The 25,134-nt window shown below is 62.1% G+C and carries 24 protein-coding genes; 8 read left to right on the top strand and 16 right to left on the bottom strand.

Going from position 1 to position 25,134, the window contains the following annotated elements:
- The first annotated feature begins 88 nt into the window (after positions 1 to 88).
- The 3 genes from phbB (at position 89) to B3349_RS05630 (ending at position 2,942) form a co-directional block, all read left to right on the top strand.
- On the top strand, positions 89 to 826 hold the full coding sequence (gene phbB, locus B3349_RS05620; RefSeq protein WP_291587136.1) for an acetoacetyl-CoA reductase: 738 nt from the start codon (positions 89 to 91) through the stop codon (positions 824 to 826).
- A 58-nt stretch (positions 827 to 884) separates the two neighbouring features.
- Positions 885 to 1,007: a hypothetical protein gene (locus B3349_RS05625; RefSeq protein WP_291587138.1), complete on the top strand. Its 123-nt coding sequence runs from the start codon at positions 885 to 887 to the stop codon at positions 1,005 to 1,007.
- Positions 1,008 to 2,258: 1,251 nt separating this feature from the next.
- The gene (locus tag B3349_RS05630; protein WP_291587141.1) at positions 2,259 to 2,942 is read left to right on the top strand and encodes a LysE family translocator; all 684 of its coding nucleotides are present in this window, start codon (positions 2,259 to 2,261) and stop codon (positions 2,940 to 2,942) included.
- Positions 2,943 to 3,067: 125 nt separating this feature from the next.
- Here the strand turns inward: B3349_RS05630 and B3349_RS05635 are convergent, their stop codons facing one another.
- From B3349_RS05635 to dapC, 6 genes are all read right to left on the bottom strand, one after another.
- Positions 3,068 to 5,113, bottom strand: a complete 2,046-nt coding sequence (locus tag B3349_RS05635; protein ID WP_291587143.1) for an ABC-F family ATP-binding cassette domain-containing protein — start codon at positions 5,111 to 5,113, stop codon at positions 3,068 to 3,070.
- A gap of 156 nt (positions 5,114 to 5,269) precedes the next feature.
- Complete coding sequence (gene prmB / locus B3349_RS05640; RefSeq protein ID WP_291587145.1) at positions 5,270 to 6,199, bottom strand: 50S ribosomal protein L3 N(5)-glutamine methyltransferase; 930 nt, start codon at positions 6,197 to 6,199, stop codon at positions 5,270 to 5,272.
- 24 nt (positions 6,200 to 6,223) lie between these two features.
- Complete coding sequence (dapE, locus tag B3349_RS05645) at positions 6,224 to 7,438, bottom strand: succinyl-diaminopimelate desuccinylase (RefSeq protein ID WP_291587147.1); 1,215 nt, start codon at positions 7,436 to 7,438, stop codon at positions 6,224 to 6,226.
- A 344-nt stretch (positions 7,439 to 7,782) separates the two neighbouring features.
- Positions 7,783 to 8,094, bottom strand: a complete 312-nt coding sequence (locus B3349_RS05650) for a P-loop NTPase family protein (protein ID WP_291587149.1) — start codon at positions 8,092 to 8,094, stop codon at positions 7,783 to 7,785.
- A 273-nt stretch (positions 8,095 to 8,367) separates the two neighbouring features.
- Positions 8,368 to 9,201 (bottom strand): 2,3,4,5-tetrahydropyridine-2,6-dicarboxylate N-succinyltransferase, encoded by an 834-nt coding sequence (dapD, locus tag B3349_RS05655; RefSeq protein WP_066534269.1) that lies wholly within the window; start codon positions 9,199 to 9,201, stop codon positions 8,368 to 8,370.
- A gap of 9 nt (positions 9,202 to 9,210) precedes the next feature.
- Positions 9,211 to 10,416 carry a succinyldiaminopimelate transaminase gene (gene dapC, locus B3349_RS05660; protein WP_291587151.1) on the bottom strand — a complete coding sequence of 402 codons (1,206 nt, stop codon included), beginning with the start codon at positions 10,414 to 10,416 and terminating at the stop codon, positions 9,211 to 9,213.
- On the opposite strand from dapC, the gene B3349_RS05665 reads away from it, so the two are divergent.
- Both B3349_RS05665 and B3349_RS05670 read left to right on the top strand, forming a co-directional pair.
- Positions 10,415 to 10,588, top strand: a complete 174-nt coding sequence (locus tag B3349_RS05665; protein ID WP_291587153.1) for a hypothetical protein — start codon at positions 10,415 to 10,417, stop codon at positions 10,586 to 10,588. The genes dapC and B3349_RS05665 overlap by 2 nt on opposite strands.
- Before the next feature lie 22 nt (positions 10,589 to 10,610).
- Complete coding sequence (locus B3349_RS05670) at positions 10,611 to 12,122, top strand: methyl-accepting chemotaxis protein (protein ID WP_291587155.1); 1,512 nt, start codon at positions 10,611 to 10,613, stop codon at positions 12,120 to 12,122.
- A gap of 107 nt (positions 12,123 to 12,229) precedes the next feature.
- Here the strand turns inward: B3349_RS05670 and B3349_RS05675 are convergent, their stop codons facing one another.
- The 4 genes from B3349_RS05675 to B3349_RS05690 form a co-directional block, all read right to left on the bottom strand.
- Entirely contained in the window at positions 12,230 to 13,000 is a 771-nt protein-coding gene (locus tag B3349_RS05675) for an RnfABCDGE type electron transport complex subunit B (RefSeq protein WP_291587156.1), read from the bottom strand.
- A gap of 9 nt (positions 13,001 to 13,009) precedes the next feature.
- Entirely contained in the window at positions 13,010 to 14,401 is a 1,392-nt protein-coding gene (locus tag B3349_RS05680) for a polyhydroxyalkanoate depolymerase (RefSeq protein WP_291587158.1), read from the bottom strand.
- Positions 14,402 to 14,542: 141 nt separating this feature from the next.
- The gene (dusA, locus tag B3349_RS05685) at positions 14,543 to 15,541 is read right to left on the bottom strand and encodes a tRNA dihydrouridine(20/20a) synthase DusA (RefSeq protein WP_291587160.1); all 999 of its coding nucleotides are present in this window, start codon (positions 15,539 to 15,541) and stop codon (positions 14,543 to 14,545) included.
- 1,056 nt (positions 15,542 to 16,597) lie between these two features.
- Positions 16,598 to 16,897, bottom strand: coding sequence for a hypothetical protein (locus B3349_RS05690; protein WP_291587162.1), 300 nt, complete (start codon positions 16,895 to 16,897; stop codon positions 16,598 to 16,600).
- Positions 16,898 to 17,328: 431 nt separating this feature from the next.
- On the opposite strand from B3349_RS05690, the gene B3349_RS05695 reads away from it, so the two are divergent.
- Positions 17,329 to 18,666, top strand: a complete 1,338-nt coding sequence (locus B3349_RS05695; RefSeq protein WP_291587164.1) for a tetratricopeptide repeat protein — start codon at positions 17,329 to 17,331, stop codon at positions 18,664 to 18,666.
- A gap of 357 nt (positions 18,667 to 19,023) precedes the next feature.
- Here B3349_RS05695 and B3349_RS05700 read toward each other — a convergent pair whose 3' ends face one another.
- The 5 genes from B3349_RS05700 to B3349_RS05720 all read right to left on the bottom strand — a co-directional run bounded on the left by B3349_RS05700 (position 19,024) and on the right by B3349_RS05720 (position 22,108).
- Positions 19,024 to 20,082 carry a site-specific integrase gene (locus B3349_RS05700; protein WP_291587166.1) on the bottom strand — a complete coding sequence of 353 codons (1,059 nt, stop codon included), beginning with the start codon at positions 20,080 to 20,082 and terminating at the stop codon, positions 19,024 to 19,026.
- Between the two features lie 143 nt (positions 20,083 to 20,225).
- On the bottom strand, positions 20,226 to 20,651 hold the full coding sequence (locus tag B3349_RS05705; RefSeq protein WP_414646854.1) for a DUF6691 family protein: 426 nt from the start codon (positions 20,649 to 20,651) through the stop codon (positions 20,226 to 20,228).
- A 36-nt stretch (positions 20,652 to 20,687) separates the two neighbouring features.
- Positions 20,688 to 21,137 carry a YeeE/YedE family protein gene (locus tag B3349_RS05710; protein ID WP_291587168.1) on the bottom strand — a complete coding sequence of 150 codons (450 nt, stop codon included), beginning with the start codon at positions 21,135 to 21,137 and terminating at the stop codon, positions 20,688 to 20,690.
- On the bottom strand, positions 21,134 to 21,502 hold the full coding sequence (locus B3349_RS05715; RefSeq protein WP_291587170.1) for an ArsR/SmtB family transcription factor: 369 nt from the start codon (positions 21,500 to 21,502) through the stop codon (positions 21,134 to 21,136). Before B3349_RS05715 ends, B3349_RS05710 begins: the two co-directional genes overlap by 4 nt.
- A gap of 420 nt (positions 21,503 to 21,922) precedes the next feature.
- Complete coding sequence (locus B3349_RS05720; protein WP_291587172.1) at positions 21,923 to 22,108, bottom strand: YgaP family membrane protein; 186 nt, start codon at positions 22,106 to 22,108, stop codon at positions 21,923 to 21,925.
- 219 nt (positions 22,109 to 22,327) lie between these two features.
- On the opposite strand from B3349_RS05720, the gene B3349_RS05725 reads away from it, so the two are divergent.
- Both B3349_RS05725 and B3349_RS05730 read left to right on the top strand, forming a co-directional pair.
- Entirely contained in the window at positions 22,328 to 23,275 is a 948-nt protein-coding gene (locus B3349_RS05725) for an MBL fold metallo-hydrolase (RefSeq protein WP_291587175.1), read from the top strand.
- 159 nt (positions 23,276 to 23,434) lie between these two features.
- Entirely contained in the window at positions 23,435 to 23,791 is a 357-nt protein-coding gene (locus B3349_RS05730; RefSeq protein ID WP_280000567.1) for a carboxymuconolactone decarboxylase family protein, read from the top strand.
- Positions 23,792 to 23,879: 88 nt separating this feature from the next.
- Here the strand turns inward: B3349_RS05730 and B3349_RS05735 are convergent, their stop codons facing one another.
- Complete coding sequence (locus B3349_RS05735) at positions 23,880 to 25,121, bottom strand: MFS transporter (RefSeq protein ID WP_349682180.1); 1,242 nt, start codon at positions 25,119 to 25,121, stop codon at positions 23,880 to 23,882.
- Positions 25,122 to 25,134: the final 13 nt, after the last annotated feature.

The raw sequence follows: 25,134 nt of genomic DNA on the forward strand, positions 1-25,134 counted from the left end.
TGCCGCGATTGGTACTTACCTCAAGGTTTCCCTGCGCCAAAGCAGGTAGAGTGTTAGTGGAAAACTATCGATTAACAGGAGAATATGTATGAGCCAGAAAGTAGCGTATGTGACCGGGGGTATGGGTGGCATTGGTACGGCCATCTGCCAGCGCCTGCATCGGGAAGGTTTCAAGGTCATCGCCGGCTGCGGCCCGACACGCGACTTTCAGAAGTGGTTGGATGAGCAAAAGGCACTGGGCTACAACTTCCACGCGTCGGTCGGCAATGTGGGCAACTGGGAGTCGACGGTCGAAGCTTTCGGCCAAGCCAAGGCCGAGCATGGCAGCATCGATGTGCTGGTGAACAACGCCGGCATCACCCGTGACCGCATGTTTCTGAAGATGACCCCTGATGATTGGCAGGCGGTGATCGAAACCAACCTGAACTCCATGTTCAACGTGACCAAGCAGGTCGTGGGCGACATGGTGGAAAAGGGCTGGGGCCGCATCATCAATATCAGCTCGGTCAACGGCGCAAAAGGCCAGGCCGGCCAGACCAATTATTCTGCTGCCAAGGCCGGCATGCATGGCTTCACCATGGCCCTGGCGCAAGAGCTGGCCAACAAAGGCGTGACGGTGAATACCGTGAGCCCGGGTTATATCGGCACCGACATGGTCAAGGCCATCCGCCCTGACGTGCTGGAGAAGATCGTGGGCACCATCCCCGTCAAGCGCCTTGGCGAGCCCGGCGAAATTGCCTCCATCATCGCCTGGCTGGCATCGGACGAAGGTGGTTATTCCACCGGTGCCGACTTCTCGGTCAACGGCGGTCTGCACATGCATTAAAAGATGGGCGGCTTTTCGAGGCCGTTGGCATACTGTATGCAAAGAGAAGGAGCTGGACATGTCCCGCTCCTTTTTTTATCTTTGTGGATGTTTTGGTGGCCTTGCCGGCAGATGGCTGGTGCGTGCACGCATGAAAAAAAGCCCACTTGCGTGGGCTTTTTTACAGGTGGAACAACGTTGAAGACGGCGCAACACTCAAAGAACAGATCCAGGGCATTCGATGGGCGAACGGGGCTCCCGGGATCGGGCCAGCGTCATGGCCGCTCAGCCTGCAATCGGATTACAGGCGTGCGGGTGCGCGCTTGCGGTCACGTTCGTCTTCAGGCCATGCGGACAGGATGTCGGTCAGGTTCATACGGTTTTCACTCCTTGTGCTTATCTAACGCGTGGCCTGCAGCACGGGTTGACGGTCAGGATGCAAGCAGGTGCATGCAAAAGTGAACGAGTGTGTAAACGCCCCAGGTTGGTGGGATGCTGTGGACCACCATGGTGCCAACGGCGTTGCGGTGCAACGGTGATGAAGCGGAAATTGCGGTGTCTGCAGGGAGCTCGTGATAACAAAAAACCCGCCAGAGGCGGGTTTCAGAGTGGGTAGTGTGTCGTATCTCGGCGCACAAACTGTGCAGCGGCAGCGGTCGGCAAGCGCCGGCACGGCATTTGCTTACAGGCGTGCAGGTGCGCGCTTGCGATCACGTTCGTCGTCAGGCCAGGCAGACAGAATGGCGGGGGTTTGCATACGAATTCACTCCTTGTACTGCTTTAACGTCCGTCATGCAGGCCGGGTTGACACACTGTGCGTAAAAGAGCGCCGGAAATGGCGGGGGAAAGGTGGGCAGATCTGGCTTTCAGGGCCGGCATCGCCTGCGTCTTGCTCTGGCAGACCTGTGGGTGGAGCGGTGGCTTGCACCAGCTCTACACACTGGCAGGCTCCATGTGAAGCACAAAGCCCGCCGAAAGCAGGTTCAGGCGGGCTGGGTTGTGTAGCAAGGTGCGCGTAAAAGTGGTGTGCCTGGCAGGGAACGCGCTCCCTGGTAGCAGCCAGCATGCACGTGCTGGCGCGGAGCCTGTGGCAGGCTGTCAGAAGCGGGCTGGTGCGCGCTTGCGATCGCGTTCGTCGTCAGGCCAGGCGGACAGGATGGCGGTGGTATGCATCTGGGTATTACTCCTTGTGCACCTCACAACGCGGCCCCGATCACACCGGTTGACACATTCTGGAAATATTTCGTTGCCGATATAAAAAATTTTAAACTGTATATAAATACAGTTCGTTGCAAAGCATTGAAACAGGCCGCCTACAATTCACGGCTGTAGCTGGATAGGCATTTCCATGCGCTGCTGTCAGCGTGTTGCTTGTTGCACCTATCCGTCCCCTGCATTTTGCCAGGCGGGTGCAGCCGTGTATGGCGCGCTGCGCTGGCGGTTGGAAGTTTCCATGTCTTTGCATACCTGGTTGTTGTTTGTTTCCCTGGCAGGCGCCGTGATTGTGGCGCCCGGACCGTCGGCGTTGCTGTGCGTGACACATGCGGCACGCCATGGGGTGCGCCCGGCACTGGCTACCATCGTGGGTGGGATGACGGCATCGATGACGCTGATGGGTCTGTCCGCTCTGGGTCTGGGTGCGGTGATTGCCGCATCGGACACGCTGTTTCACATCATCAAATGGGCAGGGGCAGCCTATCTGCTGTATCTGGGTATTGCCACCTGGCGCAGCCAGAGCAACGGCGCTGCGGATGAGCCTGCTGTGCAGACGGCTGCCACCGCCAACCCCAACCCTGCCGTTCAAGACCCCCCGCAGGCCGGCCGGTCCATGTGGTGCAGCTGGCGGCCTTTGTACCGCAAAGGCCTGATCGTGGGCATTGGCAATCCGAAGGACCTGCTGTTCTTCAGTGCGCTGTTTCCGCAGTTCATGGACGCCAACCTTCCCATTGCCGGGCAACTGGGCGTGCTGGCGTTGACCTGGCTGGTGCTGGATGGCACCATCATGCTGGGCTATGTGCTGTGTGGCGCCACGTTGCTGGCGCGCCTGCAGCAGGGCAGCGCGGGCCGCTGGTTCCAGCGTGTGACCGGTGGCGCTTTCATTGCAGCGGGTGGGGTGCTGGCTGCGTCCCACCGCTAAAGGCTGGGACGAGATGGCGCTGAGCGCACTGGCAGCGCTCGTCGGTGGGCTGCCACCGTGCGGCGGCAACAGGTCTGCAAGCCGGAACTGGATATCTGACCAGTCCCGGCTGCAGACCTGAGGTTTCAGACCAGACCCGCGGCCTGGGTCAGTCCGTCGATCTCCTCGGTCAGCTCCAGCCAGCGCTCTTCCAGCGCGTCCAGCTCGCTGTTGATGCTGCTGAGCTGTTTGCCTGCTTCCGCAATGTCGGCACCGGACCGCCCGGGCATGGCCAGCTCGGCTTCCAGCGCGTCGCGCTGGGCCGTCAGCTGGGGCATTTTCTTATCGATCTGCTCCAGTTCTTTCTTGAAAGGCTTGGTCTTTTCCGACAGCTGCTGGCGCGCGGCGGCGGCCAGCTTGCGCTGCTCCCGCTGGTCGCCTTGCGGGGCAGGCGCCGCAGATGGTGCCGCAACGATTTCCACAGGTGCTGCCACCGGAGCCACCACGGCGGTGGCTGGAGCCAATGTCGCAGCGGCTTGCTGGGCCTGGGCTTCGGCATGCTTGGCTTCTTCGCGCAGGCGCTTGGATTCTTCCAGCAGATAGCGCTGGTAATCGTCCAGATCGCCGTCGAAGGGGCCGACCACGCCACGGCCCACCATCCAGAAATCTTCGCAGACGGCACGCAGCAGGTGGCGGTCGTGGGACACCAGCATCACCGTGCCGTCGAAGTCGTTCAACGCCATGGCCAGGGCTTCGCGGGTCGCCAGATCCAGGTGGTTGGTAGGTTCGTCCAGCAGCAGCAGGTTGGGGCGCTGCCAGACGATCATGGCCAGCACCAGGCGGGCTTTTTCACCGCCGCTCATGGTCCCCACGGTCTGCTTGACCATGTCGCCGCTGAAGTTGAATGTGCCCAGGAAGTTGCGCAGATCCTGCTCGCGGCTGGGTTGCTTGGCATCCGGACCCAGATCGCGTGCCAGGCGGATCATGTGCTCCAGCGGGTTGTCGCTGGGGCGCAGCACGTCCAGCTCCTGCTGGGCAAAGTAACCGATGTTCAGGCCCTTGCCTTCCGTCACCGAGCCGGCCAGCGGCTTCATGGTGCGGGCAATGGTCTTGACCAGGGTGGATTTACCCTGGCCGTTGGCCCCCAGAATACCGATGCGCTGACCTGCCAGCACCGAGCGGTTCACGCCGGTCAGGATGGTGGTGCTCTGGCCTTCGTTGTCGGTGTAGCCAAAGGCCGCATCGCTGATGGCCAGCATGGGATTGGGCAGGTTGGCGGGCTCCTTGAATTCGAAGGTGAATTCGGCCTCGGCCAGTACCGGGGCAATCTTTTCCATGCGTTCGAGCTGCTTGACCCGGCTTTGTGCCTGCTTGGCCTTGCTGGCCTTGGCCTTGAAGCGGTCGATGAAGTGCTGCAGGTGGGCCATCTTTTCCTGCTGCTTGGCAAAGCTGGCTGCCTGCAGCTCCAACTGCTGGGCGCGCAGTTCTTCGAACTTGCTGTAGTTGCCGCCGTAGCGCGTGAGCTGGCCTTGCTGGATCTGCAGCGTGACGTTGGTGATGGCGTCCAGGAACTCACGGTCGTGGCTGATCACGATCATGGTGCCCGGGTAGCGCTTGAGCCAGGCTTCCAGCCAGACTAGTGCGTCCAGGTCCAAGTGGTTGGTGGGTTCGTCCAGCAGCAGCAGATCCGACGGGCACATCAGGGCGCGCGCCAGCTGCAGGCGCATGCGCCAGCCGCCGGAAAAGCTGTCCACCGGGTGGTCCAGCTCGCTGGTCCTGAAGCCCAGACCCAGGATCAAGGCCTGGGCGCGTGCCTCCGCGTCGTGAGCGCCGGCGTCATGCAGGTCGGAATAGGCCTGAGCAATGGCCATGCCGTCGTCACTGGCCTCGGCTTCCGCCAGCTGGCGCTGCACTTCGGTCAGGCGGGTGTCGCCCTCCAGCACGAAGGCGGTGGCGCTCTGGTCGGTTTCCGGCATGTGCTGGGCGACTTCGGCCATGCGCCAGCTCGACGGAATGTGGAAGTCACCGCTGTCCTCATGCAGCTTGCCGCTGAGCAGCGCAAACAGGGACGATTTGCCTGCACCGTTGCGGCCGACCAGACCCACGCTTTCGCCGGGGTTGATGGTGGCCGAGATGTTGTCCAGCACCACTTTGGTGCCGCGGCGCAGGGTGACGTTGCGAAGGGTAATCATCAGCGAGTACGAAAAAACGCACCCGCCGGCGAGCTGCGCTCACGGCGGGTGGAGGGGTTGTGCGATGGGGCGCAGGCCTGGCAGTGGCTGCGCCGGGCTTTCCGGCAGGCCAGCTGATCGGTGATCCAGCGGGGCTGCGCGGTAGGGCGATAGCCTCTATTGTGCCAAGAGCTTGGCCTGGGCGAGCAACGCGGCGCGGGTAACCAGCAGAACCTGGTCCTCGCCAGCGCTGGTGTCCAGCCAGAACACCGGCAGCAGCGGGAAGGCGGCTTCAAAGAATGCGCGTTCGTTACCGATTTCCAGCACCATCACCGCGTCTTCCGTCATGGCGGAGGGCGCGGCGGCAAACAGATTCCGGATGAAATCCATGCCGTCGGTGCCTCCGGCCAGGGCCAGTTCGGGCTCGGCCCGGTATTCCGCAGGCAGCTTGGACATGCTGTCCGCATTCACATATGGCGGGTTGCACAGGATCAGATCCCAGGGGCCGGGGACTTGGGACAGGCCGTCGGTTTCCACCAGCGTCACGCGTTCTTGCAGTCCGTGTTTGTCGACATTGATGCGGGCCACGGCCAGCGCATCGGTGGACAGGTCGGCGCCTGTCACTTCGACTTCGGGGTAGGCCATGGCCGCCAGGCAGGCCAGCGAGCCGTTGCCGGTGCACAGGTCCAAGACCTTGTGCGTCTTGTCGGAGAGGAAATGGTCGATGCTGCCGTCGGCCAACAGCTCGGCAATGAAGCTGCGCGGCACGATGGAACGCTCATCGATGTAGAAGGGCACCCCCACCAGCCAGGCTTCCTGCGTCAGGTAGGCGGCGGGCTTGCGGCTGGTGATGCGCTTGTCAAACAGCGCGGCGACCTGTGCGCTTTGCTCCGGCGTGACAGTGTGGTTGTCGATGGCGTCTTCATCGTCTTCCAAAGGGCTGTCGATCGGCAGGCCCAGCTGCCACAGCACCAGCCACGCCGCTTCGTCGTGCGCATTGGCCGTGCCATGGCCAAAGCCTACGCCGGCCTGTGTCAGGCAGGTGGCGCCGCCGGCAATCAATTCACCCACGGTGGTGCCGTGGGGCAGGGTATAGGGAGTCGTCATGTGAAAAAGTGTTGTGCGCGCAGCTTATTCGGAGGCCGCCGCAAAGGCCATTGCAGCCGTGCGGGCTGCCAGTGCCTGGGCATGCAGGTTTTCCAGCGTGCGGCGGTAAATGTTGGTCAGCGGCTGCACATCGGCGATGGCAATGTGCTCGTCGATCTTGTGGATGCTGGCATTGGGCGGACCCAGTTCGATCACCTGGGGGCAAATCTGGGCAATGAAACGCCCATCGCTGGTGCCGCCGGTGGTAGAGAGTTCAGTGGTCACGCCGGTTTCGGCGTAGATGGCCGCCTGCACGGCACCGACCAGATCGCCTGGAGTGGTCAGAAACGGCTCGCCGCCCAGGGTCCAAGCCAGGTCGTATTCCAGCCCATGGCGGTCAAGCACTGTCTTGACGCGCTGCTTGAGGGATTCGGCCGTGCTTTCGGTGCAGAAGCGGAAATTGAAATCCACCACCACCTCACCAGGGATCACATTGCTGGCACCGGTTCCTCCGTGGATGTTGCTGATCTGCCAACTGGTGGGCGGGAAAAAGGCATTGCCCTGGTCCCAGGTGGTGGCCGCCAGTTCGGTCAGCGCTGGCAGCGCCTGGTGGATGGGATTGCGTGCCAGCTGCGGGTAGGCAATGTGGCCCTGGATGCCGTGCACGGCCAGACGCCCGCTGAGCGTGCCGCGGCGTCCGTTCTTGATCATGTCGCCGGTCTGGTGGACGGCAGTGGGTTCGCCCACGATGCAGTAGTCCAGCTTTTCGCCGCGCTGCTTGAAAATTTCGACCACGGCCTTGGTGCCATCGATGGAGGGGCCCTCCTCGTCGCTGGTCAGTAGGAAAGCGATGTCCAGCACGGGCTCTGGGGTGGCTGCCAGAAACTCTTCCACGGCGACCACGAAGGCGGCGATGGAGGTCTTCATGTCGCTGGCGCCGCGCCCATAGAGCTTGCCGTTGCGGTAGCTGGGGATGAAGGGCTGACTGCTCCACTGGGATTCCGGCCCTGTGGGTACTACATCGGTGTGGCCGGCAAACACCAGGGTCTTGACGGCAGCTTGGCCGCCTGCCGCAGGCTTGGCCGATCGTTTGGCCCACAGATTGTGGACACGGAACGTGTCCGGGCCGCTGTCCAGGCGCTCGCAGGCAAAGCCCAGTGGCGCCAGGCGTTCGGCCAGCAGTTCCAGGCAACCGAGGTCTTCGGGGGTGACGGAGGGGCGGCTGATCAGGGCTTCAGCCAGCTGCAGGGTGGGGGACATGTCGAAAACGCTTCCTCGAAGCCCTGGCCCCGGGCGCACGCGCTCAGAGTCTGGGCATATGGGTATCCAGCACCATGTCGCTGACCGGGGCCCCAGGGGCGGCGTCAGCGGCAGGGTGCCGGAAGCTCGGTACGGCCTGCTGCACAGAGGCCGCGGCAGCCGTGGAGGGTCATTTTGCAGGCACCACATCAAGTTGGTGTGCGAATCTGCATTGGACAGACCTTCCTTACGGTCTATTTTGCCGCTCAAAACGCGCTGTGCGAGGCTATCTTCAAAGGTTTGCGAACCTTCGGCCATGGATTGATCCATCGCATCCTGGATAGCGGTGAGGTCGCCTTTCTCGATCATGGTGCGCCCCAGGGGGAGTTCACCATGATTTTGGCGGCCGTAATACGGTGTCCATTGGGCTGGCGCACCAGGCATTGCGTGACCATGGCGCGCGGCGCCGAGCCCAGATCGGGCAGCTGTGTGGAGCGCTCCTCCATAGGGTAGAAGCTCAGAACAAGGTGGAGTGCGTGGTCGCCGTTGTTGTCATGCAGCGGCACGGCCAGGCTCAGCTCGCCGGTGTTGGCCAGCAATTCCATGTCTTGGGGGGCGATTTCAGCCAGCAGTGCGCGGGGCGCCTCGGGGGGAAGAATCTGGCTGTTGACGGGCATGCATTCGCCGTCAATCTTGATCAGAGGGCCGGGAAATTAGCGGACAGTAAACGTCTGACGCCTGTTTGTCACCCATTACGCGAAGAATGCGCTCCATCATGCTCATAGGGCGAACCTCGGAAGCCGTGGGTCTGCACTGTGGATCGCCATCGTGGCGGGCACCTTCCCCTGCATCTGAAGCCCCGGTACGGGCGCAGCGTCGACGCGCGACCGGGATACTCAGGCATGCCCTCCTATGGTGCCTGAACACCATGGAAGGCAGCAGCGCGGCGATCAGTCGCGCAGCAGATCGTTCAGGCTGGTCGTGGAACGGGTCTTGGCGTCCACGGTCTTGACGATGATGGCTGCGTACATCGAATAGTCCTTGCCGTCCTTGGTCTTCTTGGGCAGGTTGCCTGACACCACCACGGAGCCTGCAGGCACGCGGCCGAAGGTGGTTTCGCCGGTTTCGCGGTTGAAGATGGGGGTGGACTGGCCGATGTACACGCCCATGGAGATCACGGAGTTCTCTTCCACGATCACGCCTTCCACCACTTCGGAGCGGGCACCGATGAAGCAGTTGTCTTCAATGATGGTGGGGTTGGCTTGCAGGGGTTCCAGCACGCCGCCCAGGCCCACGCCACCCGACAGATGGACGTTCTTGCCCACTTGGGCGCAGGAGCCAACGGTGGCCCAGGTGTCCACCATGGTGCCTTCGTCCACATAGGCGCCGATGTTCACGTAGGAGGGCATCAGGATCGCGCCCTTGGCGATGAAGGAGCCGCGGCGGGCTACGGCAGGCGGCACCACGCGCACGCCGGTGGCTGCGATTTCGGCTTCCGACAGACCTTGGTACTTGGTGGGAACCTTGTCGAAGAAGTTCAGCGCGCCCGACTGGATCAGGGCGTTGTCCTTCAGGCGGAACGACAGCAGCACGGCTTTCTTGAGCCACTGGTGCACGGTCCACTGGCCCACGCCTTCACGGGTGGCCACGCGCATGCGGCCTGCGTCCAGTTCGGCGATCACATGTTCAACGGCGTCCACCACTTCCTTGGGGGCAGAGGCGGCCGAGATGGAGGCACGGTTTTCCCAGGCGGAATCAATGATTTGTTGGAGTTGTTGCGTCATAGCTTGTGCTTAGTTGGAATGGGAGTGGATGAATTGGACGATGCGGCGTGCAGCGTCCACGCATTCGGCGGTTTCGGCCACCAGGGCCATGCGCACGCGACCGGCACCGGGATTGTGTCCCTGGGCGTCACGGGCCAGGTAGCTGCCGGGAAGTACGGTCACATGCTGCTCGGCAAACAGGGCGCGGGCGAATTCGGTGTCGCTCATGCCCAACTGGGCAGGCACACCGGCCCACAGGTAGAAGCTGGCGTCAGGCAGACGCACGTCCATCACGTCGGCCAGCAACGGGGTCACGGCCGCGAATTTCTCGCGGTACATGCGGCGATTGTCTTCCACATGGGCTTCGTCACCCCAGGCGGCAATGCTCGCCATTTGCACGGTGGGGCTCATGGCGCCGCCGTGGTAGGTGCGATACAGCAGGAACGACTTGAGCAGTTGCGCATCACCGGCCACAAAGCCGCTGCGCAGGCCCGGTACATTGCTGCGCTTGGAGAGGCTGGTGAAAGCCACCAGGTTGCGGAAATCGCTGCGACCCAGCTGCTTGGCCGCTTCCAGGCCGCCCAGCGGCGCGTCATCGCGGAAATAGATCTCGCTGTAGCACTCGTCCGAAGCGATCACAAAACCATAGCGGTCGGACAGCTCGAACAGCTTTTTCCATTCGTCCATCGGCATCACCGCGCCGGTGGGGTTGCCGGGGGAGCAGACAAAGATCAGCTGTGTCTGGGCCCAGACCTCGTTGGGCACGGCATCCCAGTTGACCGCAAAGTTGCGCCCGGCTTCGCTGGCGGCGTAGTAGGGCGTTGCCCCGGCCAGCAGGGTGGCGCCTTCGTAGATTTGGTAGAAAGGGTTGGGGCAGATCACGGTGGCGCCAACACGCGTGGGGTCGATCACGGTCTGCGCAAACGAGAACAGTGCTTCGCGCGAACCGTTGACCGGCAGCACCTGGGTGGCTGCATCCAGCTGGACACCATAGCGGCGCCCCATCCAGTCCGCACAAGCCTGGCGCAGGCGGATATCACCCGCCGTGGCCGGGTAGTTGGCCAGACCGCCCAGGTTGGCCGTCATGGCTTCCTGGATGAAAGCCGGTGTGGGGTGGCGGGGCTCGCCCATGCCCAGGCTGATGTGGGGGAGGGTGGCGGGAGGGGTCACACCCGCGAACAGTTGGCGCAGCCGCTCGAAGGGATAGGGCTGCAGTGTGGAGAGCAGGGGGTTCATGATCGAAGCATTATCGGGTGCCCTCTGGCGGGGTGCGGAGACTTTTCCCGACACTAACGACGTTTTTTATCGCCATTACGACAGTGCCATTGCGGAAAACCCCTGCGCCCAGGGGTTTGCGCCGCTGTGCACAGTCGCGTACAAACAGGCGCACACGATACAAGAAACATAAAGAAACATCCAAGGGGGACACCATGGCTCGGCTTTTCTTTGCACCCGCTTTGTGGCTGCTGCGACGCATGGGGTTGCGTGCCAAGTTTTTTGCGTTGGGGCTGTGCGGGCTGCTGGCGCTGGGCGTGGTGCTGTGGAGCGGCAGCATGATAGCTGGACCGACAGTACAGTCGTTGCTGGCGGCCGGAGTGATGCTGGTGTTCCTGTACGGCGTGGGGGCGCTGTATGTGGACCTGTCCCAGGGCTTGCGCCGGCTGTTGCAGGTGACGGCCCAAGCCACCGAAGGCGACTTGACCAGCCGTGCCCAGTGTGATGGCCGTGATGAACTGGCTGCCCTGGGCAGCCAACTGGACAAGATGGTGGTGTCGCTGTCGGCCATGGTGGCCGATGTGCGCAGCAACGCCGCGCTGGTGGCACAAGCCGGTCACCATCTGACGCAGGACCAGCATGCGCTTTCGGTGCGTACCGAACAGCAGGCGGCCAGTGTGGCCCAGACCGTGGTCAGCGTGGAGCAGGTCACGGCTGCGGTGCAGAACAATTCCGACGTGGCCAAGACGGCCGACCAGCATACGCTGCAGGTACGCAAGGCCGTGGAGCAAGGCGCGCAGGCCATGGAGCGTGCGGTGCACTCGGTGGAAGCCATCGAGCAAAGTGCCGGCCGCATGAATGAAATCATTGGTGTGATTGACGGCATCGCCTTCCAGACCAATATCCTAGCGCTGAATGCGGCCGTGGAAGCTGCCCGTGCCGGTGAGCAAGGACGCGGTTTTGCCGTGGTGGCGGCCGAGGTGCGCACCTTGGCGCAGCGCTCGTCCGAAGCGGCCAAGGAAATCAGCCTGCTGATCGGCAATTCCGTCAGCCAGGTGGGAGCCAGCACCACCATGATCCGTCAGGCCGGCAAGGAAATGGGGCACATTGCCGACGGCGTCCGCAGTGTGGCCGGTCATGTGACGGCCATCACCGAAGCCGGCGCACACCAGGGTACGGGCCTGGCACAGATCAGCCAGGCCGTGCATGAGATCGACCAGGTCACCCAGGACAATGCCCAGATGGTCGGCCACGCCGTGCGCCAGGCGCAGTCGCTGGAAGACCGCGCCATGACGCTGACGCGCGCTGTGTCGCGCTTTCGCCTGCAGCAGGGCACGGCCGAGGAAGCCGTCACGCTGGTGGAGCGCGCCCAGGCCTTGCGCCGCATGGGTATGCCGCTGGAGCGCTACTGGGCATCGCTGACGGACCCCAAGCAACCTTTTCACGACCGGGACATGTATGTGTTTGTGCTGGATGCCCATGGCAAGTACATGGCCTTCGGCGGCAATCCCGCGCGCGTAGGCACCCGTGTACAGGATGCCAAGGGTGTAGATGGTCAGCAACTGCTGAACGACATCATCCACCAGGCCGAGCAAGCGCCCGGCTGGGTCGAGTACGCCTATGCCCATCCGGTGAGCGGCGCGATCCTGACCAAGATGTCCTTTGTTTGCAAACAGGATGGTGTGTACCTGGGTTGCGGCATCTACAAGGCGTTTACGGGGGCTTGAAATGGCTCCTGTCCCTTGGTGTTGCGTGTCTGCAGCGTTGAATGTGCACAGACCGAGCTGAAGAAGCAACCGACACGCCAGCGGACCAGCAGTCGGATGCTATTGGCCTATGGCTTGGATGGTTTCCCCGGCGCAGCGGGAGTCGGGGCACGCAGTGCCCGTGCCTTGGCCAAAGCCGCGGCGATGGTGGCTTTCTTCGGATCGCCCGCATGGCTGGAGCTGGTGGCCGTGTGCGCACTGCCCACCGTATGGGCTGCGCCGCTGATGGGGCCTGAACTTTCCTCCGGCAAGCCGGGTTGCGCAGTGGTTACGGGAGCCTCCGGGCGGGTGTGCACTGCGGTGGTCGCGCGTTTGGCGGCCTGCCGCGTGCGGTGCACGGCATAGCGTGAGCGGGCATGGTCGGCCTGTGCGGTGGACCAGGCTTGCCATCCCGTGGCTTCCCCACTGACCACATCCAGCTCGATGCAGTCCACCGGGCACACCGGCAGGCACAGCTCGCAGCCGGTGCAGTGGACACGGATGACGGTGTGCATCTGCTTGTTGGCCCCCAGGATGGCGTCGGTCGGGCAGGCCTTGATGCACAGCGTGCAGCCGATGCACCAGGCTTCGTCGATGCGGGCCACGGTCAGTGGTCCCTCCACACCAAAGCTGCGGTTCAGGGGCTGGACGGGTTGGTCGGTGAGGGCGGCGAGGCGCTGCACCCCTTCCATGCCGCCAGGGGCGCATTGGTTGATGGGGGTGCCGTCGGTGGCGATGGCCTGGGCGTAGCTGGCGCAGTCCGGATAACCGCAGCGGGTGCACTGCGTTTGCGGAAGCGCTTGGTCAATGAAAAAAGCCAGTCCTTGCAGGGCTGGCTGTGGTGGAGTGGGCTCGGCCATGGGCCGGTATTATCGGCGGCTGCGGCGTTTGCTGTGTACAGGCGTGGCGGTGACGTTCAGCGCTGCGGGGGCTTCCGGAGATTCGGCCTTGGTGCGAGCCGGACCGGCGGCCAGCGCGGTCTTGGTGGTTGGCGTGCCGGCCTGGTGCTGCAGCACGAAATCGCGCAGTGTCGGGTAGACGGTTTCGCGCCAGCGGCGGCCGCTGAAGATACCGTAGTGGCCGGCGCCAGGCACTTCCAGGTGCTTGCGCTGGTCTGCAGGAATTTGCGTGCACAGGTCGTGTGCCGCACGGGTCTGGCCAGAGCCGGAGATGTCGTCCAGCTCGCCTTCCACCGTCAGCAGGGCGGTGCCGCGGATGTCCTGCGGGCGCACGCGCTCGGTTTCCCCTGCGGGGTTGACCACATCCCAGGTACCGTTGACCAGCTTGAAGTCCTGGAACACGGTGGCAATGGTTTCCAGGTAGTAGTCCGCATCCATGTCGAGCACGGCGTTGTACTCGTCATAGAACTTGCGGTGGTGTTCCACACTGGCGTCGTCGCCCTTGATCAGGTCCTTGAAGTAGTCATAGTGGCTGGTGGCGTGGCGGTCGGGGTTCATCGCCACAAAACCAGCGTACTGCAGGAAGCCGGGGTAGACACGGCGTCCGGCCCCCGGGTAGTTGTCGGGAACGCGGTAGATCACATTGTTCTCGAACCACTCGAAGCTGCGCTGCGTGGCCAGGTTGTTCACCGACGTGGGCGAGCGGCGCGCATCGATGGGGCCGCCCATCATGGTCATGGTCAGTGGCGTGGTTTCGCCGCGGCTGGCCATCAGCGACACGGCCGCCAGCACGGGCACGGTGGGCTGGCAGACGCTAACCACATGGCAGTGCCCGTACTTGCCCTGCAGGTGGCGGATGAATTCCTGCACATAGTTGACGTAGTCGTCCAGGTGGAACTCACCTTCGGAAAGCGGCACCAGGCGGGCATTCTTCCAGTCGGTGATGAAGACCTTGTGGTCGCCCAGCATGCTGTTGACGGTGTCGCGCAGCAGGGTGGCGTAGTGGCCCGAGAGCGGGGCCACGATCAGCACGGCAGGCTGCTCCAGCAGCGTATCCAGCGTGGTGGGGTCATCGGAGAAGCGTTTGAAGCGGCGCAGCTCGCAGAACGGCTTGTCGATTTCCACATGTTCGCGGATGGTCACGTCAACGCCATTGACCTTGACGGAGCGGATCTCGAATTCCGGCTTCTCGTAGTCTTTGCCAAGGCGATAGAACAGATCGAAGGCCGCCACCATGCGCTGCGAGTACGGCAGCTTGCTGAAAGGCAGCATGGGGTTGCTGTAAAGCTTGGCCGTTGCCTGAGCGAAGTCGGCAAACGGCTCGACAAGGGCCCGCTGGGTTTCGTAGAGCTGGTAGAGCATGGGGCAGTCGCTTTATGGATGTTGCACTGCAATATATCAGTACTTTCAAGCGACGTCAGGCCGTAATTACCCCGTTACGCCGTCGCGGTAGAGACAAAATGCTTGCCAGAAAACTGCCTGGGGTCTAGAGCAGCTTCCTTGTCAGGGCTTGGTGTTCGCGATAGCAAACACTTCGCGGGCGGGCAACTGTTTGAGGCGGTGGTCGCTCCACACCTGGCGCCAGCGGCGGGCGCCGGGCATGCCGTGGCGCAATCCCAACATGTGGCGGGCGATGGAATACCAGCCTGTGCCGTGCTTGGCGGCTTCCTGCTCCATATAGCGCACCATGGCTTCTTCCACTTCCACGTGGGAGAGGGTGTTGGGGGATCGGCCAAAGTACAGCTCGTCCCAGCGACTGAGCCACCAGGGGTTGTGGTAGGCCTCGCGCCCCACCATCACGCCGTCGACATGCTGCAGTTGCTCTTGCACTGCGTCATCGGTGGCAATGCCTCCGTTGATGGCAATGGTCAGTTGCGGGAAGTCGCGCTTGAGCTGGGCCACCACGTCATAGCGCAGCGGCGGGATCTCGCGGTTTTCCTTGGGCGACAGACCTTTGAGCCAGGCATTGCGCGCGTGGACAATGAAGACATTGCAGCCGCCTTCGGCCACGGTCCCGATGAAGTCGCGAACGAAACCATAGCTCTCGTCCTTGTCGATACCGATGCGGTGCTTGACGGTGACAGGCACATCCACAAGGTCCACCATGGCCTTCACGCAGTCGCGCACCAGCGTGGGCTCATGCATCAGACAGGCGCCAAAGGCCCCGCGCTGCACACGTTCGCTGGGGCAGCCGCAGTTCAGGTTGATCTCGTCATAGCCCCATTCAGCACCCAGCTTGGCAGCCTGGGCCAGGTCTGCAGGTTCGCTGCCACCCAGCTGCAGGGCGAGCGGATGCTCCTGCTCGTGAAAGCGCAGATGGCGCGGCACATCGCCATGCAGCAGCGCGCCTGTGGTGACCATCTCGGTGTAAAGCAGGGCATTGCGGCTGAGCAAACGGTGCAGGTAGCGGCAATGCCGGTCTGTCCAGTCCAGCATGGGAGCCACACTCATACGCCATGGCGATGTAAGCTGTTGATTTTTATCTGTATTGTTTGCGTTCATTGTGAATTCTGGATGCCGGGCAACACCGAAGTAGCACCCCGGAAACCACCTCAGTCCCGATTTCTGGCATGCAGTGCTGCAAAAACCATGTGCAGCACCGGGGCAGTGGGGGCCATCACCGCCTGAAAAAGGGGGCCGCGCAACTGCGTATGCAGCGCAGACCCGTCTCAAGGACAAGGGCGCTATTTTGCACACTGGAAGGCAGACTTTCATGCGCAAGGCTTTGGCCCGGGAGTGGCCAAAGCGCAGGGGGCGGAGCTGTGGCATGCCCATGCAATATGAATGCTGCGCCAAGATCACTGCGCGAGAAGGGGAGCGCATCCGAGATATGTGGGGTCACCCCTCAAACGTTTCGCTGCAAGATCCAAGCTGGATATCGACGTCTTCCCCCCGTAATAGCAGCGAGGAGAAATTGGTCAGGTCTTTGCCAGCCTCCAAAAAGAAACCCCGCACGGGCGGCGGGGCTGGAGAGGATGGAGAGGCGGGCTCAGTGCGCGGAATGGCCCATGCGTGGCGGAGCAGTGGGCAACTGGGCCAGCTTCTGTGAGCAGTCACCACACACATGGCATGCATGAAAAAGGCGAGCACCGGAAGCAGGTTTCTTTTGGCTGCATTGGATGCAGTCGATGGTATGGGCAAGGTCTTGAAGCCGCATGGGGGGCTGGCCTTTCTTGGGACTGCGCATGGATCTCCTTTGGGCTTGCGCCGCGGCAATGGCGCATTGGATGCCGCAGTGGCGGGTTTGCTTGTTGCCACGGTGGCGCGGGCTTGTTACATGGCTGTGACTGGCTGGTATGGGTTGGTATTCCCAGTGCAGCAAAAACAATGCCCGCGCGGCGTGGGCCGGGCGGGCTGGTGGATAAACGTAGAGGTCGCTCAGGTTCTTGCTCTAGCATTTGTGCTTGATATATGGGCTGCGATCCAGGCTGTTATCTTGCGGTGGTCCTTCCTCCGCATTGCGCGCTGTCATTCAGCGTCGGGGTGCAGGCTACCGTCTGTGGGGTGTGCTTTCGCGCGTCACTGCAGGCATGGTCGTTGATAAAGCGGTGAAGCCGATCAGCCTTTGTAAGCCTGGTGCTTGCGAAATGCTGCAGTGGCCATCAGAACAATGCCCAGTGCCCAAAAGGTCGGTCCCAGCGTCCAGTACGCGGTCAATTGATTGCTCAAGCCCACAATAAGGAACGTGGCCCCGTTGGCCAGAAGAACAAATCCAAGAACCAGCAGTGCTTTGGTCAGCTTCAACGTCGCATCCTTTTTGGCAAAAAATGAGCATAAGCACGCCTGCCAATGCTTATCCAGAAGTCGTTGGCAGTGATCCAAGCGCCAAGGCGCCGTGTGATGGTGCAGCCATTGCATTGCGCCAGCCATCGGCATAGGCAGTGCTGTGGCTGGCATTGGGCTTTGCCATGCGGGACAGCAGCAAGGGCTGACCCGGCAAGGATTCAGACCATCCGGGCGCAGGAAGGGGTGAACGCTTCCGTACAGGCGTGGGCTGAAGCTCAGAGGCTGGCGACTTCCCTACAACCCAAAGCCCCCACGTATCGCCGTGGGCACGCAGCGACCAATGAGTGGGAGCGCTGTTCTCCCTATGCAGGGCACAACCGTGCCATTGCCGTCCCGGGCTTTGTGGAAGCACCTGCGGCTCTGTGAGAGCCTGGCCCATGAACGCTCGGTAGATGTTGCCGGATTGTGGCCTTTATGTATCAATTTTGATAGCTGAAAATGCAGTCTGAATAAGCTTTTCGGTTCATATAATGAATTTTTTTGTGACGGAGTGAGGACGAGAAATGCGTGTGCGATGGTTCCATGTGGGGGTGCTATCTGCCTGTCTGGCGGCAGTCTTGGGGGCACAGGCCCAGCCCAGCGAGACGGTCAGCGCCGCAGAAGCTGGGCAGCCCGTGGCCCAGTTTGAGCTGGGTTCCATCTACTTCAATGGCAAAGGCGCAGAGCGCAACCCCAAGGAAGCATTGCGCTGGTTCCGTCTGGCGGCTGAGCAAAACCATGCCCAAGCCCAGTACATGCTGGGCCTGGTGAAGCTGCTGGGCGTGGGAGGGGTGGAGAAGAACCTGAAGGAAGGCATGGCCTGGATTCAGAAATCCGCTGCCAACGACAATGTGGATGCACAGAACATGCTGGCCAGCCTGTATCTGCAGGCCAAGGATGTGCCGCGCGATCCCGCTGCCGGAGTGGCCTGGCTGCAGCGCGCAGCACAGCAAGGCTCGCTGACGGCGCAGAAAAACCTGGGGTTTGTGTACCGCAAGGGGGAACTGATCCCGCAGGACCTGAAGAAGTCTTTCCAATGGAACATGGCTGCTGCCCAGCAATCCGACATGCTGGCCCAGTTTGTGGTGGGAGAGATGTACTACCTGGGTGAAGGCGTTGAACAAAACCATGCCGAAGCCGCGAAGTGGTTGACACCGCTGGCCGACAAAGGGGCGCAGAACGCCAAGCTGATTCTGGGCAAGATCTACTTTGAAGGGCAGGGCGTGCCCCCGGATTACAAGCGCGCCGTGCTGCTGTTGCACGATGTGGCCATCCGCGGCTCGGGTCAGGCCTTCTTTGAACTAGGCCGACTGTTCGAGCAAGGAGAAGGCGAGTACCGTAACGAAAAAGAAGCGGTGGCCTATTACACCCAGGCAGTCAAATACAAGCACACTGCGGCCGCGAAGCGGCTGGCGGAAATTTCTGCCGCATCACCCAGCTCCGGTGAGATGGTCCAGTCCATGGAATACGTGGAGAACCTGAACTCCGCTGTGCGGGGCAACAAGCTGGCGCAGTACAACATTGGTGTCTTCCAGTATCTGGGCAAAGGCTTTGAACAGCCCAATTACGCCGAGGCGGTGAAATGGTTCACTTTGGCGGCCAACCAGGGATATGCCAAGGCCCAGTACAACCTGGGCACCATGCACGAAAACGGTGAGGGCGTGACCAAGAGTCTGGCCCAGGCCCTGAAGTGGTACCGCCTGGCCGCCGAGCAGGAGGATGCCCCAGCCCAATATGCCCTGGGAACCATGTACCGCGACGGAGTGGGGGTCAAGAAGAATGCCAAGCAGGCCCAGCGCTGGCTGCAGCGCGCCGCAGACCAGGGCTATGGCCCAGCCAAAAGCGCTTTGGCACGCCGCTGAGCACCTGGCAGCGGTGTTGCCCACTCCGTAGCAAGCAGGGCGGCCCGAATCCAGTCGTACTGCCCACGGCATGGAAATGGCCGTAGAGGTGAAAGGTGGCTGCCGCGCCAGGTCATTGCGAGAGGCCCTGCTGAGCGTACAGCGCATGCGGGGCTTTTGCATGCGCACGTGCCCATCAGGCCTGCAATGCGAAGTAGTGAGGGCAGTTGGCAACCTGGTTGATCAACACAGCTTGCATCTTCGATGGCTTGTGCTGAGGCTCGCATGCTGCGAACTCTTCGTTCCTGGGTTCTTTCTTCTTTGTCTTTGAATACAGCTTACATGAAATATATCAAGGCACTCTAAACCCACTGAACCTCATTCCACGTTCACAAACTGCTGCAGGTGGCCTAGAGCATGGGGGGTCTTCAATCCGGCACGTTGCAGCACCTCCACCTGGGGCAGGCCGGATTGCAGCCACTGCACGATGACGGTGTTGCGGATCACCTGGGGCCCCATGCGAGGCGGCAGCTCCTGGGAGGAGCTGGCACTGGCAGCCTTCAAGGTCTTGCTGACCAGATGAAGCACGGTGTGGGTGGAAAGCGCAGGCGCCTTGCGCGTACAAAACAGGGCAGGTTGCTGCGCCATCGGTGCGTAGCCTGCCCGGTAGCCCAGCCAGACCCGCAAGGCTTCGTCCAGCTGTGGTGGAACCTCGAGCGTGCGGGATTGCATGGCGCGCAGTCCGGTGATGCGCAGACCGTGAATGCGGGCGGGAGAAGCCTTGGCAGCTCCTTTGTCCGCATGGTTGGCAGGCTGGGCCAAAGTAGCGCCTGCTTTGGCAGAAGCTTCCTCCCACAGCAAATCCTCCAGCACTAGGGCGCGTACCTCTTCGGACGACAGTCCAAGGTGTACCAGCACCAGCAACACCGCGCGGTCACGGGCGGAAATCAGATCGGTGGCAGCAGGAATCTGGTGCAGCAATGCACGCCATGTCCGCGGGCTCAGGATCGCTCCCTGCGGATCTTCGCTGGGAGGTCGGTCCAGTTCGGACACGGCATCCAGCGGGTTGTGGTTGACCCAACCGTGCAGCAGCGCGTGATCGTAAATGCGCTCCAGAACACGCCAATATCGGCGGCGGGTGATGTCGCTGGGCAGATCCAGTTGCTTCTGGCTGCGCGTGGACTGGTTCAGAAACTGTAGTATCTGCACAGCCTGGGCCTGCTGCCAGGGTTGGAGCGTCTTGCCTTCAACTGGCCGTGTAGCAACGGCTGATGCTGCCAGCAGTTTGAGCCATGCGCCCCAGATAAAGCGGTAGGGCGTGGCAGCCGTTTCGCTCAACGGTGCCCAGGGGTCGGCGCTGCAGGCTGACAGCCAGTGCTGAAACAGCGCATCACCGGTTGGCGCGTCAAAGGCTCGGGAAAAATCGCTGGGCTGCATTCATCCATTTTAGGAGCGCTCAGCTCACAGCACGCATGAGCTATGACCCAATTTCAGGACAAATTCTGAAAGCAAGAGCCTCCTTGACCGCCGCCGCGTATCGAGAGATGGCTACGCCGTCGTCTGCAAGCCCTTGCGGGCGTTCAGCGCCGTGCTGCCCACCCATGTTGCAGCAGCATGCCGACCAGCATGGCGGCTACAAACAGCCAAACTTCGGACCGCAGCGTGGCCAGGTTCATAACGGCGGGGCCAGGGCAAAAACCCGCCAGCCCCCAGCCGGCGCCAAACAGGACCGCTCCAGTCAGCAGGCGACGGTCCACGACCGAGGCTGTAGGCAACTGCATCGGCTCGCCCAGCAGGCTGGTCTTGCGGTGCTTGGCCCAAGTGAATGCCACCAGGCCTACGACAATGGCGCCGCCCATGACAAGGGCCAGCGATGGATCCCAGGTGCCGAAAAAGTCCAGAAAGTTCTGAACCTTGGCTGGATTGCCCATGCCTGACAGGATCAGTCCCAGGCCAAACACCAGGCCTGCGCCCAGGGCTACCAGATAACTGATGATGTTTCTCATGGCAGGTTGCGGTTGCAGTGATGGCATAGCAGTCTTTCAGGCGATGTGGAGTACATGCCGCAGCACAAATACCGCCAGCGCACCGGTGGCCATGAAGGTCAGCGTGGCGGCCAGTGAGCGCTGTGACAGGCGGGACAGCCCACACACGCCATGGCCGCTGGTGCAGCCCGATCCCAGGCGCGTGCCAAAACCCACCAGGAGACCGGCCAGCACGATCAGCACCGGGTTGCGTGGCAGTTCCATGGCGGGGAGGGGGGCAAACCACTGCCACACCAGCGGTGAGCCGATCAGGCCCAGCACAAAAGCCAGGCGCCAGCCCCAGTTGCTGGCTTGCTGCCAGGTACTGCGTTGCAACAAGCCGCCCAAGATGCCGCTGATACCGGCAATGCGGCCCAGTAACACCACCATCAACCCGGCGGCCAGACCAATCAGCAGACCTCCGGTCAGTGAGGCTTCAGGCGTGAAGGCGTTCCACAAAATCGTCATGCCTGTTCTCCAGGGACACAGAAAAGTTGGTGAATGGCTTGCATCAGCGCCAGCGCGCGGTCATCGGCCAGTTGGTACCAGATGAACTTCCCTTCGCGCCGGGTGCTGACCAGACCTTCGCGGCGAAGCACACCCAGCTGTTGGGACAGCGTGGGCTGGTTGATGCCCGTCAGTTGTTCCAGTTCGCCCACCGTGCGTTCCTGCTGTGACAACTGACACAGCAGCATCAGGCGGTCCACGTTGCCCAGCACCTTGAGCATGGCAACAGCCTCATCAGCATGGGCGCGCAGCGCTTCCTGATCCAGCGTTGCGGCAGCAGTTACCTCAGGTGCTGCAGGGGAGAAGGGTGCTTCGTTCAGGGGCATAGGGGGTGGGGGAAATGTGGTGCATTAATACTATATAAAAAAGTAAATTGAAATGAACCACAGAGGGGGATTGACATCGCTGATGTGTGCTGAGTGATGCCGCGTTGCCGGGCAACCCCGCAAGAATCTTTCACCGGATCGCCTTTGTTGCTGCTTGCCTGCGGGAGCCCGTTCGCACTGGCGCGCCCAGCGCGCCTGTTGCCGAGAAATTCTGCGCCGGCACGCGGCAGCTGCGTGGACTGCGCGCTACTTGCGCGAACCTCCAGCATTCGCAACGTCCTGTTCCCAGGATCGTGGAGCAAAGCGCTCAACCCGGCCCGATTTCCTTCTGAAGGGAGCTGCAATTTGGTGTCCCCTCCATGCACAGCCGGGCCATGCATCCGCAGTGCCGAAGGGCGATGAGGTACACGGCGCCCATGCTCACCGCTTGCAACTGCTGATGCCCAGCAGCGGATACGCCGGGCAGAAGCGGAAGATGCCAGTCAATAGGGGCAGCACGCCCAGCCAGCCCCACCAGCCCACTGTACCCGTGGCAGCGAGAGCAATCAGCACCAGGCCAATGGCAATGCGAAGAATGCGGTCCAGGCCGCCTACGTTGCACTTCATTTCTTTTCCTTTCAGGGACGGGCTAAAAAACAGCTTGGCGCAGGCCATGACGTGACATCAAGACTGTCCCATGGGTATCGCCAAACAATCTGTTTTTGTATATTATATTAAAAAGTAAATTAATCAAGCGCCCCCTGAGATCAATGCTGCGGATCTGCACCATGCCTGCATGCAGTGCGCGCACAGGACGTCGCTCAACAAGCCAACCCAGAGATGCCCATGACCGCTGAACGCATGCATATCCAAGGCTTTTATGACCCGGCCACGGGAACCGTCAGCTATGTGCTGGCAGACACCCAGGCCCGCCAGGCGGCGGTGATTGACGCCGTGCTGGACCTCGAGCCCAAGTCCGGTCAGCTGTCCACCACCTCGGCCGACCGCATCGCGGCTTACCTGCGTGCCCAGGGCTGGCAACTGCAATGGATTCTGGAAACCCACGCGCATGCAGACCACCTCTCGGCTGCGCAGTACCTGCGCCACCAACTGGGCGGCCAAGTGGCCATGGGCGAACGGATCCGCGAGGTGCAACGGGTGTTCCGCAGCGTGTTCCACTTCGAGCCTGGCTTTGTGCCCGATGGCCGACAGTTTGACCACCTCTTTGCTGCCGGCGAAGTCTTTCAGGTGGGCAAACTGCCCGTCACCGCGTTGTGGGTGCCCGGCCATACGCCGGCAGACATGGCTTACCAGGTACAGGATGGTCCGGGAGAGGCCGGCGCCGTATTTGTGGGGGACACATTGTTCATGCCGGACGTGGGCACTGCAAGGGCCGACTTTCCTGGCGGCGATGCGGCCCAGCTGTACCGCTCCATCCACCAGTTGCTGGCTTTACCTGGCGATACGCGCTTGTTCATGTGCCATGACTACCCGCCTGCAGGTCGGGAGCCGGCCTGGGAGTGCACGGTGGCAGATCAGCGCCGCAGCAACATCCATGTGCACGACGGTGTGCGCGAGGCCGACTTTGTGCAGATGCGCCAGGCACGCGACGCCACACTGGCCATGCCCACGCTGATCCTGCCTTCGGTGCAGGTGAACGTGCGTGCCGGCAAGCTGCCGCCCGCACAGGACGATGGGCGCATCTACATTCAGCTGCCTGTCAATGCGCTGGGTGCGGGGGCAGGCCAGCCGCTGCCTCCGGGCCTGGGGCATGTCCCCGGTGCAGACAGTTGAACTTGCGCCAATGTATGAATGGACAAGTGGCTGAAGACTGGATGCCAGCAATCAGCCAACGCGTGCCGCTTTCCTGACTTCCCTCCGCACCAGCCTGGCCTGCATGCCCCAGGCAGCGCTGCCGCATGGCCGGTTTCTTCATCCACTAGGAGCATTTTCATGAGCAGTTTTGCCCACCAAAGCCTGATCCGCGACATCAACACTGCCCTCAAGCCGTTTCGCAGCTCGCAAAGTGCGGCCATACAAGGCTTCGCCCAACTGGCACAGGCCAGCATGGCTGAAGGCGCTGTCAGCGCCAAGCACAAAGAGCTGATCGCACTCGCCATTGGGGTGACACAGCGTTGCTCGGGATGTATCGGCTTTCACATCAAGGCTCTGCAAAAATTGGGAGCCACACGCCAGGAACTGGATGAAATGCTGGCTGTCGCTGTCTACATGGGTGGAGGGCCGGCGCTGATGTATGCCGCCGAGGCCATACATGCCTGGGAGGAAATGGCGGCACCGACCAGTATGTGATTGTTACCTGGTTGCGTACAAAAGAGCTGCTCCAGCACTGCGCAGGGCTTGGAGCCGCTCTTGTGGCTTCCGTGTGCAGTTGCAGCGCTCAGCACTTGGCCTTGCGCGTATCCGGCAGCAATGCCGTAGCCAGGCCCAGCAGCGGCAAAAACGACACCAGGCCATAGACCCAGACAATGCCATGCGTGTCGGCCAACTCGCCCAGGCCAGCAGCGCCGATGCCGCTGATGCCAAACATCAGCCCGAACATCAGGCCCGAGACCATGCCCACGCGACCGGGCACCGCTTCCTGCGCATAGACCACCAGTGCCGCAAAGGCGGATGACATCACCAGGCCGATCAGAATGGCCAGCACCGCAGTCCACACCAGTCCCACATGGGGCAGGGCCAGCGCAAACGGTGCCACACCCAGGAACGAAATCCAGATCACTGCCTTGCGGCCGATGCGGTCACCTACCGGGCCGCCAGCGAAGGTGCCAGCAGCCACGGCCGCCAGAAAGACAAACAGATAGAGCTGGCTGTGCTGCACGCTCAGTCCAAAACGCTCCATCAGATAGAAAGTGAAATAGTTGGTAAAGGCGGCGATGTAGACGAACTTGGCAAACATCAGCAGGCAGATCACCACCATGGCGCGCACCACGGCGGCACGGCCCAGGCCCTGCTGGGCACCTTGCCTGGCCAGGCCCTTGGCAGTAGCCGTGCCGTGCTGCAGCACCCAGCGGGTGAGGCGGTACAGCACATAGATGGCTGCCAGTGCCACCAGCATGAACCAGGCCACCGCACCCTGACCGTAGGGGATGACAATGGCTGCGGTCAGCAGCGGGCCTATGGCTGAGCCAGTGTTGCCCCCCACCTGGAAAGTGGACTGCGCTGTACCAAAGCGCCCGCCAGAGGCCAGCCGCGCAATGCGCGAGGCCTCGGGGTGAAAAGTGGCCGACCCCACACCCACCACAGCGGCGGCCGTCAGCAGCATGGTGTAGCTGCCTGCAGTAGCCAGCAGGGCAATGCCGATCAATGTCATCACCATGCCGCAGGGCAGCAAATAGGGCTGGGGGTGCTTGTCGGTATACAGGCCGATCCAGGGTTGCAGCAACGAGGCGGTGACCTGGTAGACCAGGGCGATCAGGCCGATCTGTCCGAAGCTCAGCGCAAAACTGGTCTTGAGCAGCGGGAAGATAGCCGGCAGCATGGCCTGGATCAGGTCGTTGAGCAAATGGGCCAGTGCGGCGCCGCCTACGATGGGCAGCAGGAAGCCCTGCGGGCGAGGGGCGGCGGCAGAGGCAGGGTGTGCCTGGGGCGATTCGGCAAGGGTGGCGGAAGGGAGAGTCATGGCGCAAACAGCT

The organism is Comamonas sp. UBA7528 (assembly GCF_002479375.1).
Taxonomy (GTDB): Bacteria; Pseudomonadota; Gammaproteobacteria; order Burkholderiales; family Burkholderiaceae_C; genus Comamonas.

Bases quoted from the DNA above. Each gene is read 5' to 3' on its own strand.
- B3349_RS05715 (WP_291587170.1), bottom strand. From the start codon at position 21,502: ATGCCCCTGAACGAAGCACCCTTCTCCCCTGCAGCACCTGAGGTAACT.
- phbB (WP_291587136.1), top strand. From the start codon at position 89: ATGAGCCAGAAAGTAGCGTATGTGACCGGGGGTATGGGTGGCATTGGT.
- B3349_RS05625 (WP_291587138.1), top strand. From the start codon at position 885: ATGTCCCGCTCCTTTTTTTATCTTTGTGGATGTTTTGGTGGCCTTGCC.
- B3349_RS05690 (WP_291587162.1), bottom strand. From the start codon at position 16,897: ATGCAATGGCTGCACCATCACACGGCGCCTTGGCGCTTGGATCACTGC.
- prmB (WP_291587145.1), bottom strand. From the start codon at position 6,199: ATGACGACTCCCTATACCCTGCCCCACGGCACCACCGTGGGTGAATTG.
- dapE (WP_291587147.1), bottom strand. From the start codon at position 7,438: ATGTCCCCCACCCTGCAGCTGGCTGAAGCCCTGATCAGCCGCCCCTCC.
- B3349_RS05700 (WP_291587166.1), bottom strand. From the start codon at position 20,082: ATGCAGCCCAGCGATTTTTCCCGAGCCTTTGACGCGCCAACCGGTGAT.
- B3349_RS05650 (WP_291587149.1), bottom strand. From the start codon at position 8,094: ATGCCCGTCAACAGCCAGATTCTTCCCCCCGAGGCGCCCCGCGCACTG.
- B3349_RS05680 (WP_291587158.1), bottom strand. From the start codon at position 14,401: ATGCTCTACCAGCTCTACGAAACCCAGCGGGCCCTTGTCGAGCCGTTT.
- B3349_RS05735 (WP_349682180.1), bottom strand. From the start codon at position 25,121: ATGACTCTCCCTTCCGCCACCCTTGCCGAATCGCCCCAGGCACACCCT.
- B3349_RS05720 (WP_291587172.1), bottom strand. From the start codon at position 22,108: ATGAAGTGCAACGTAGGCGGCCTGGACCGCATTCTTCGCATTGCCATT.
- B3349_RS05710 (WP_291587168.1), bottom strand. From the start codon at position 21,137: ATGACGATTTTGTGGAACGCCTTCACGCCTGAAGCCTCACTGACCGGA.
- B3349_RS05665 (WP_291587153.1), top strand. From the start codon at position 10,415: ATGATCGAAGCATTATCGGGTGCCCTCTGGCGGGGTGCGGAGACTTTT.
- B3349_RS05675 (WP_291587156.1), bottom strand. From the start codon at position 13,000: ATGGCCGAGCCCACTCCACCACAGCCAGCCCTGCAAGGACTGGCTTTT.
- dusA (WP_291587160.1), bottom strand. From the start codon at position 15,541: ATGAACGCAAACAATACAGATAAAAATCAACAGCTTACATCGCCATGG.
- B3349_RS05635 (WP_291587143.1), bottom strand. From the start codon at position 5,113: ATGATTACCCTTCGCAACGTCACCCTGCGCCGCGGCACCAAAGTGGTG.
- dapC (WP_291587151.1), bottom strand. From the start codon at position 10,416: ATGAACCCCCTGCTCTCCACACTGCAGCCCTATCCCTTCGAGCGGCTG.
- B3349_RS05705 (WP_414646854.1), bottom strand. From the start codon at position 20,651: ATGAGAAACATCATCAGTTATCTGGTAGCCCTGGGCGCAGGCCTGGTG.
- B3349_RS05630 (WP_291587141.1), top strand. From the start codon at position 2,259: ATGTCTTTGCATACCTGGTTGTTGTTTGTTTCCCTGGCAGGCGCCGTG.
- B3349_RS05670 (WP_291587155.1), top strand. From the start codon at position 10,611: ATGGCTCGGCTTTTCTTTGCACCCGCTTTGTGGCTGCTGCGACGCATG.
- B3349_RS05695 (WP_291587164.1), top strand. From the start codon at position 17,329: ATGCGTGTGCGATGGTTCCATGTGGGGGTGCTATCTGCCTGTCTGGCG.
- B3349_RS05730 (WP_280000567.1), top strand. From the start codon at position 23,435: ATGAGCAGTTTTGCCCACCAAAGCCTGATCCGCGACATCAACACTGCC.
- B3349_RS05725 (WP_291587175.1), top strand. From the start codon at position 22,328: ATGACCGCTGAACGCATGCATATCCAAGGCTTTTATGACCCGGCCACG.
- dapD (WP_066534269.1), bottom strand. From the start codon at position 9,201: ATGACGCAACAACTCCAACAAATCATTGATTCCGCCTGGGAAAACCGT.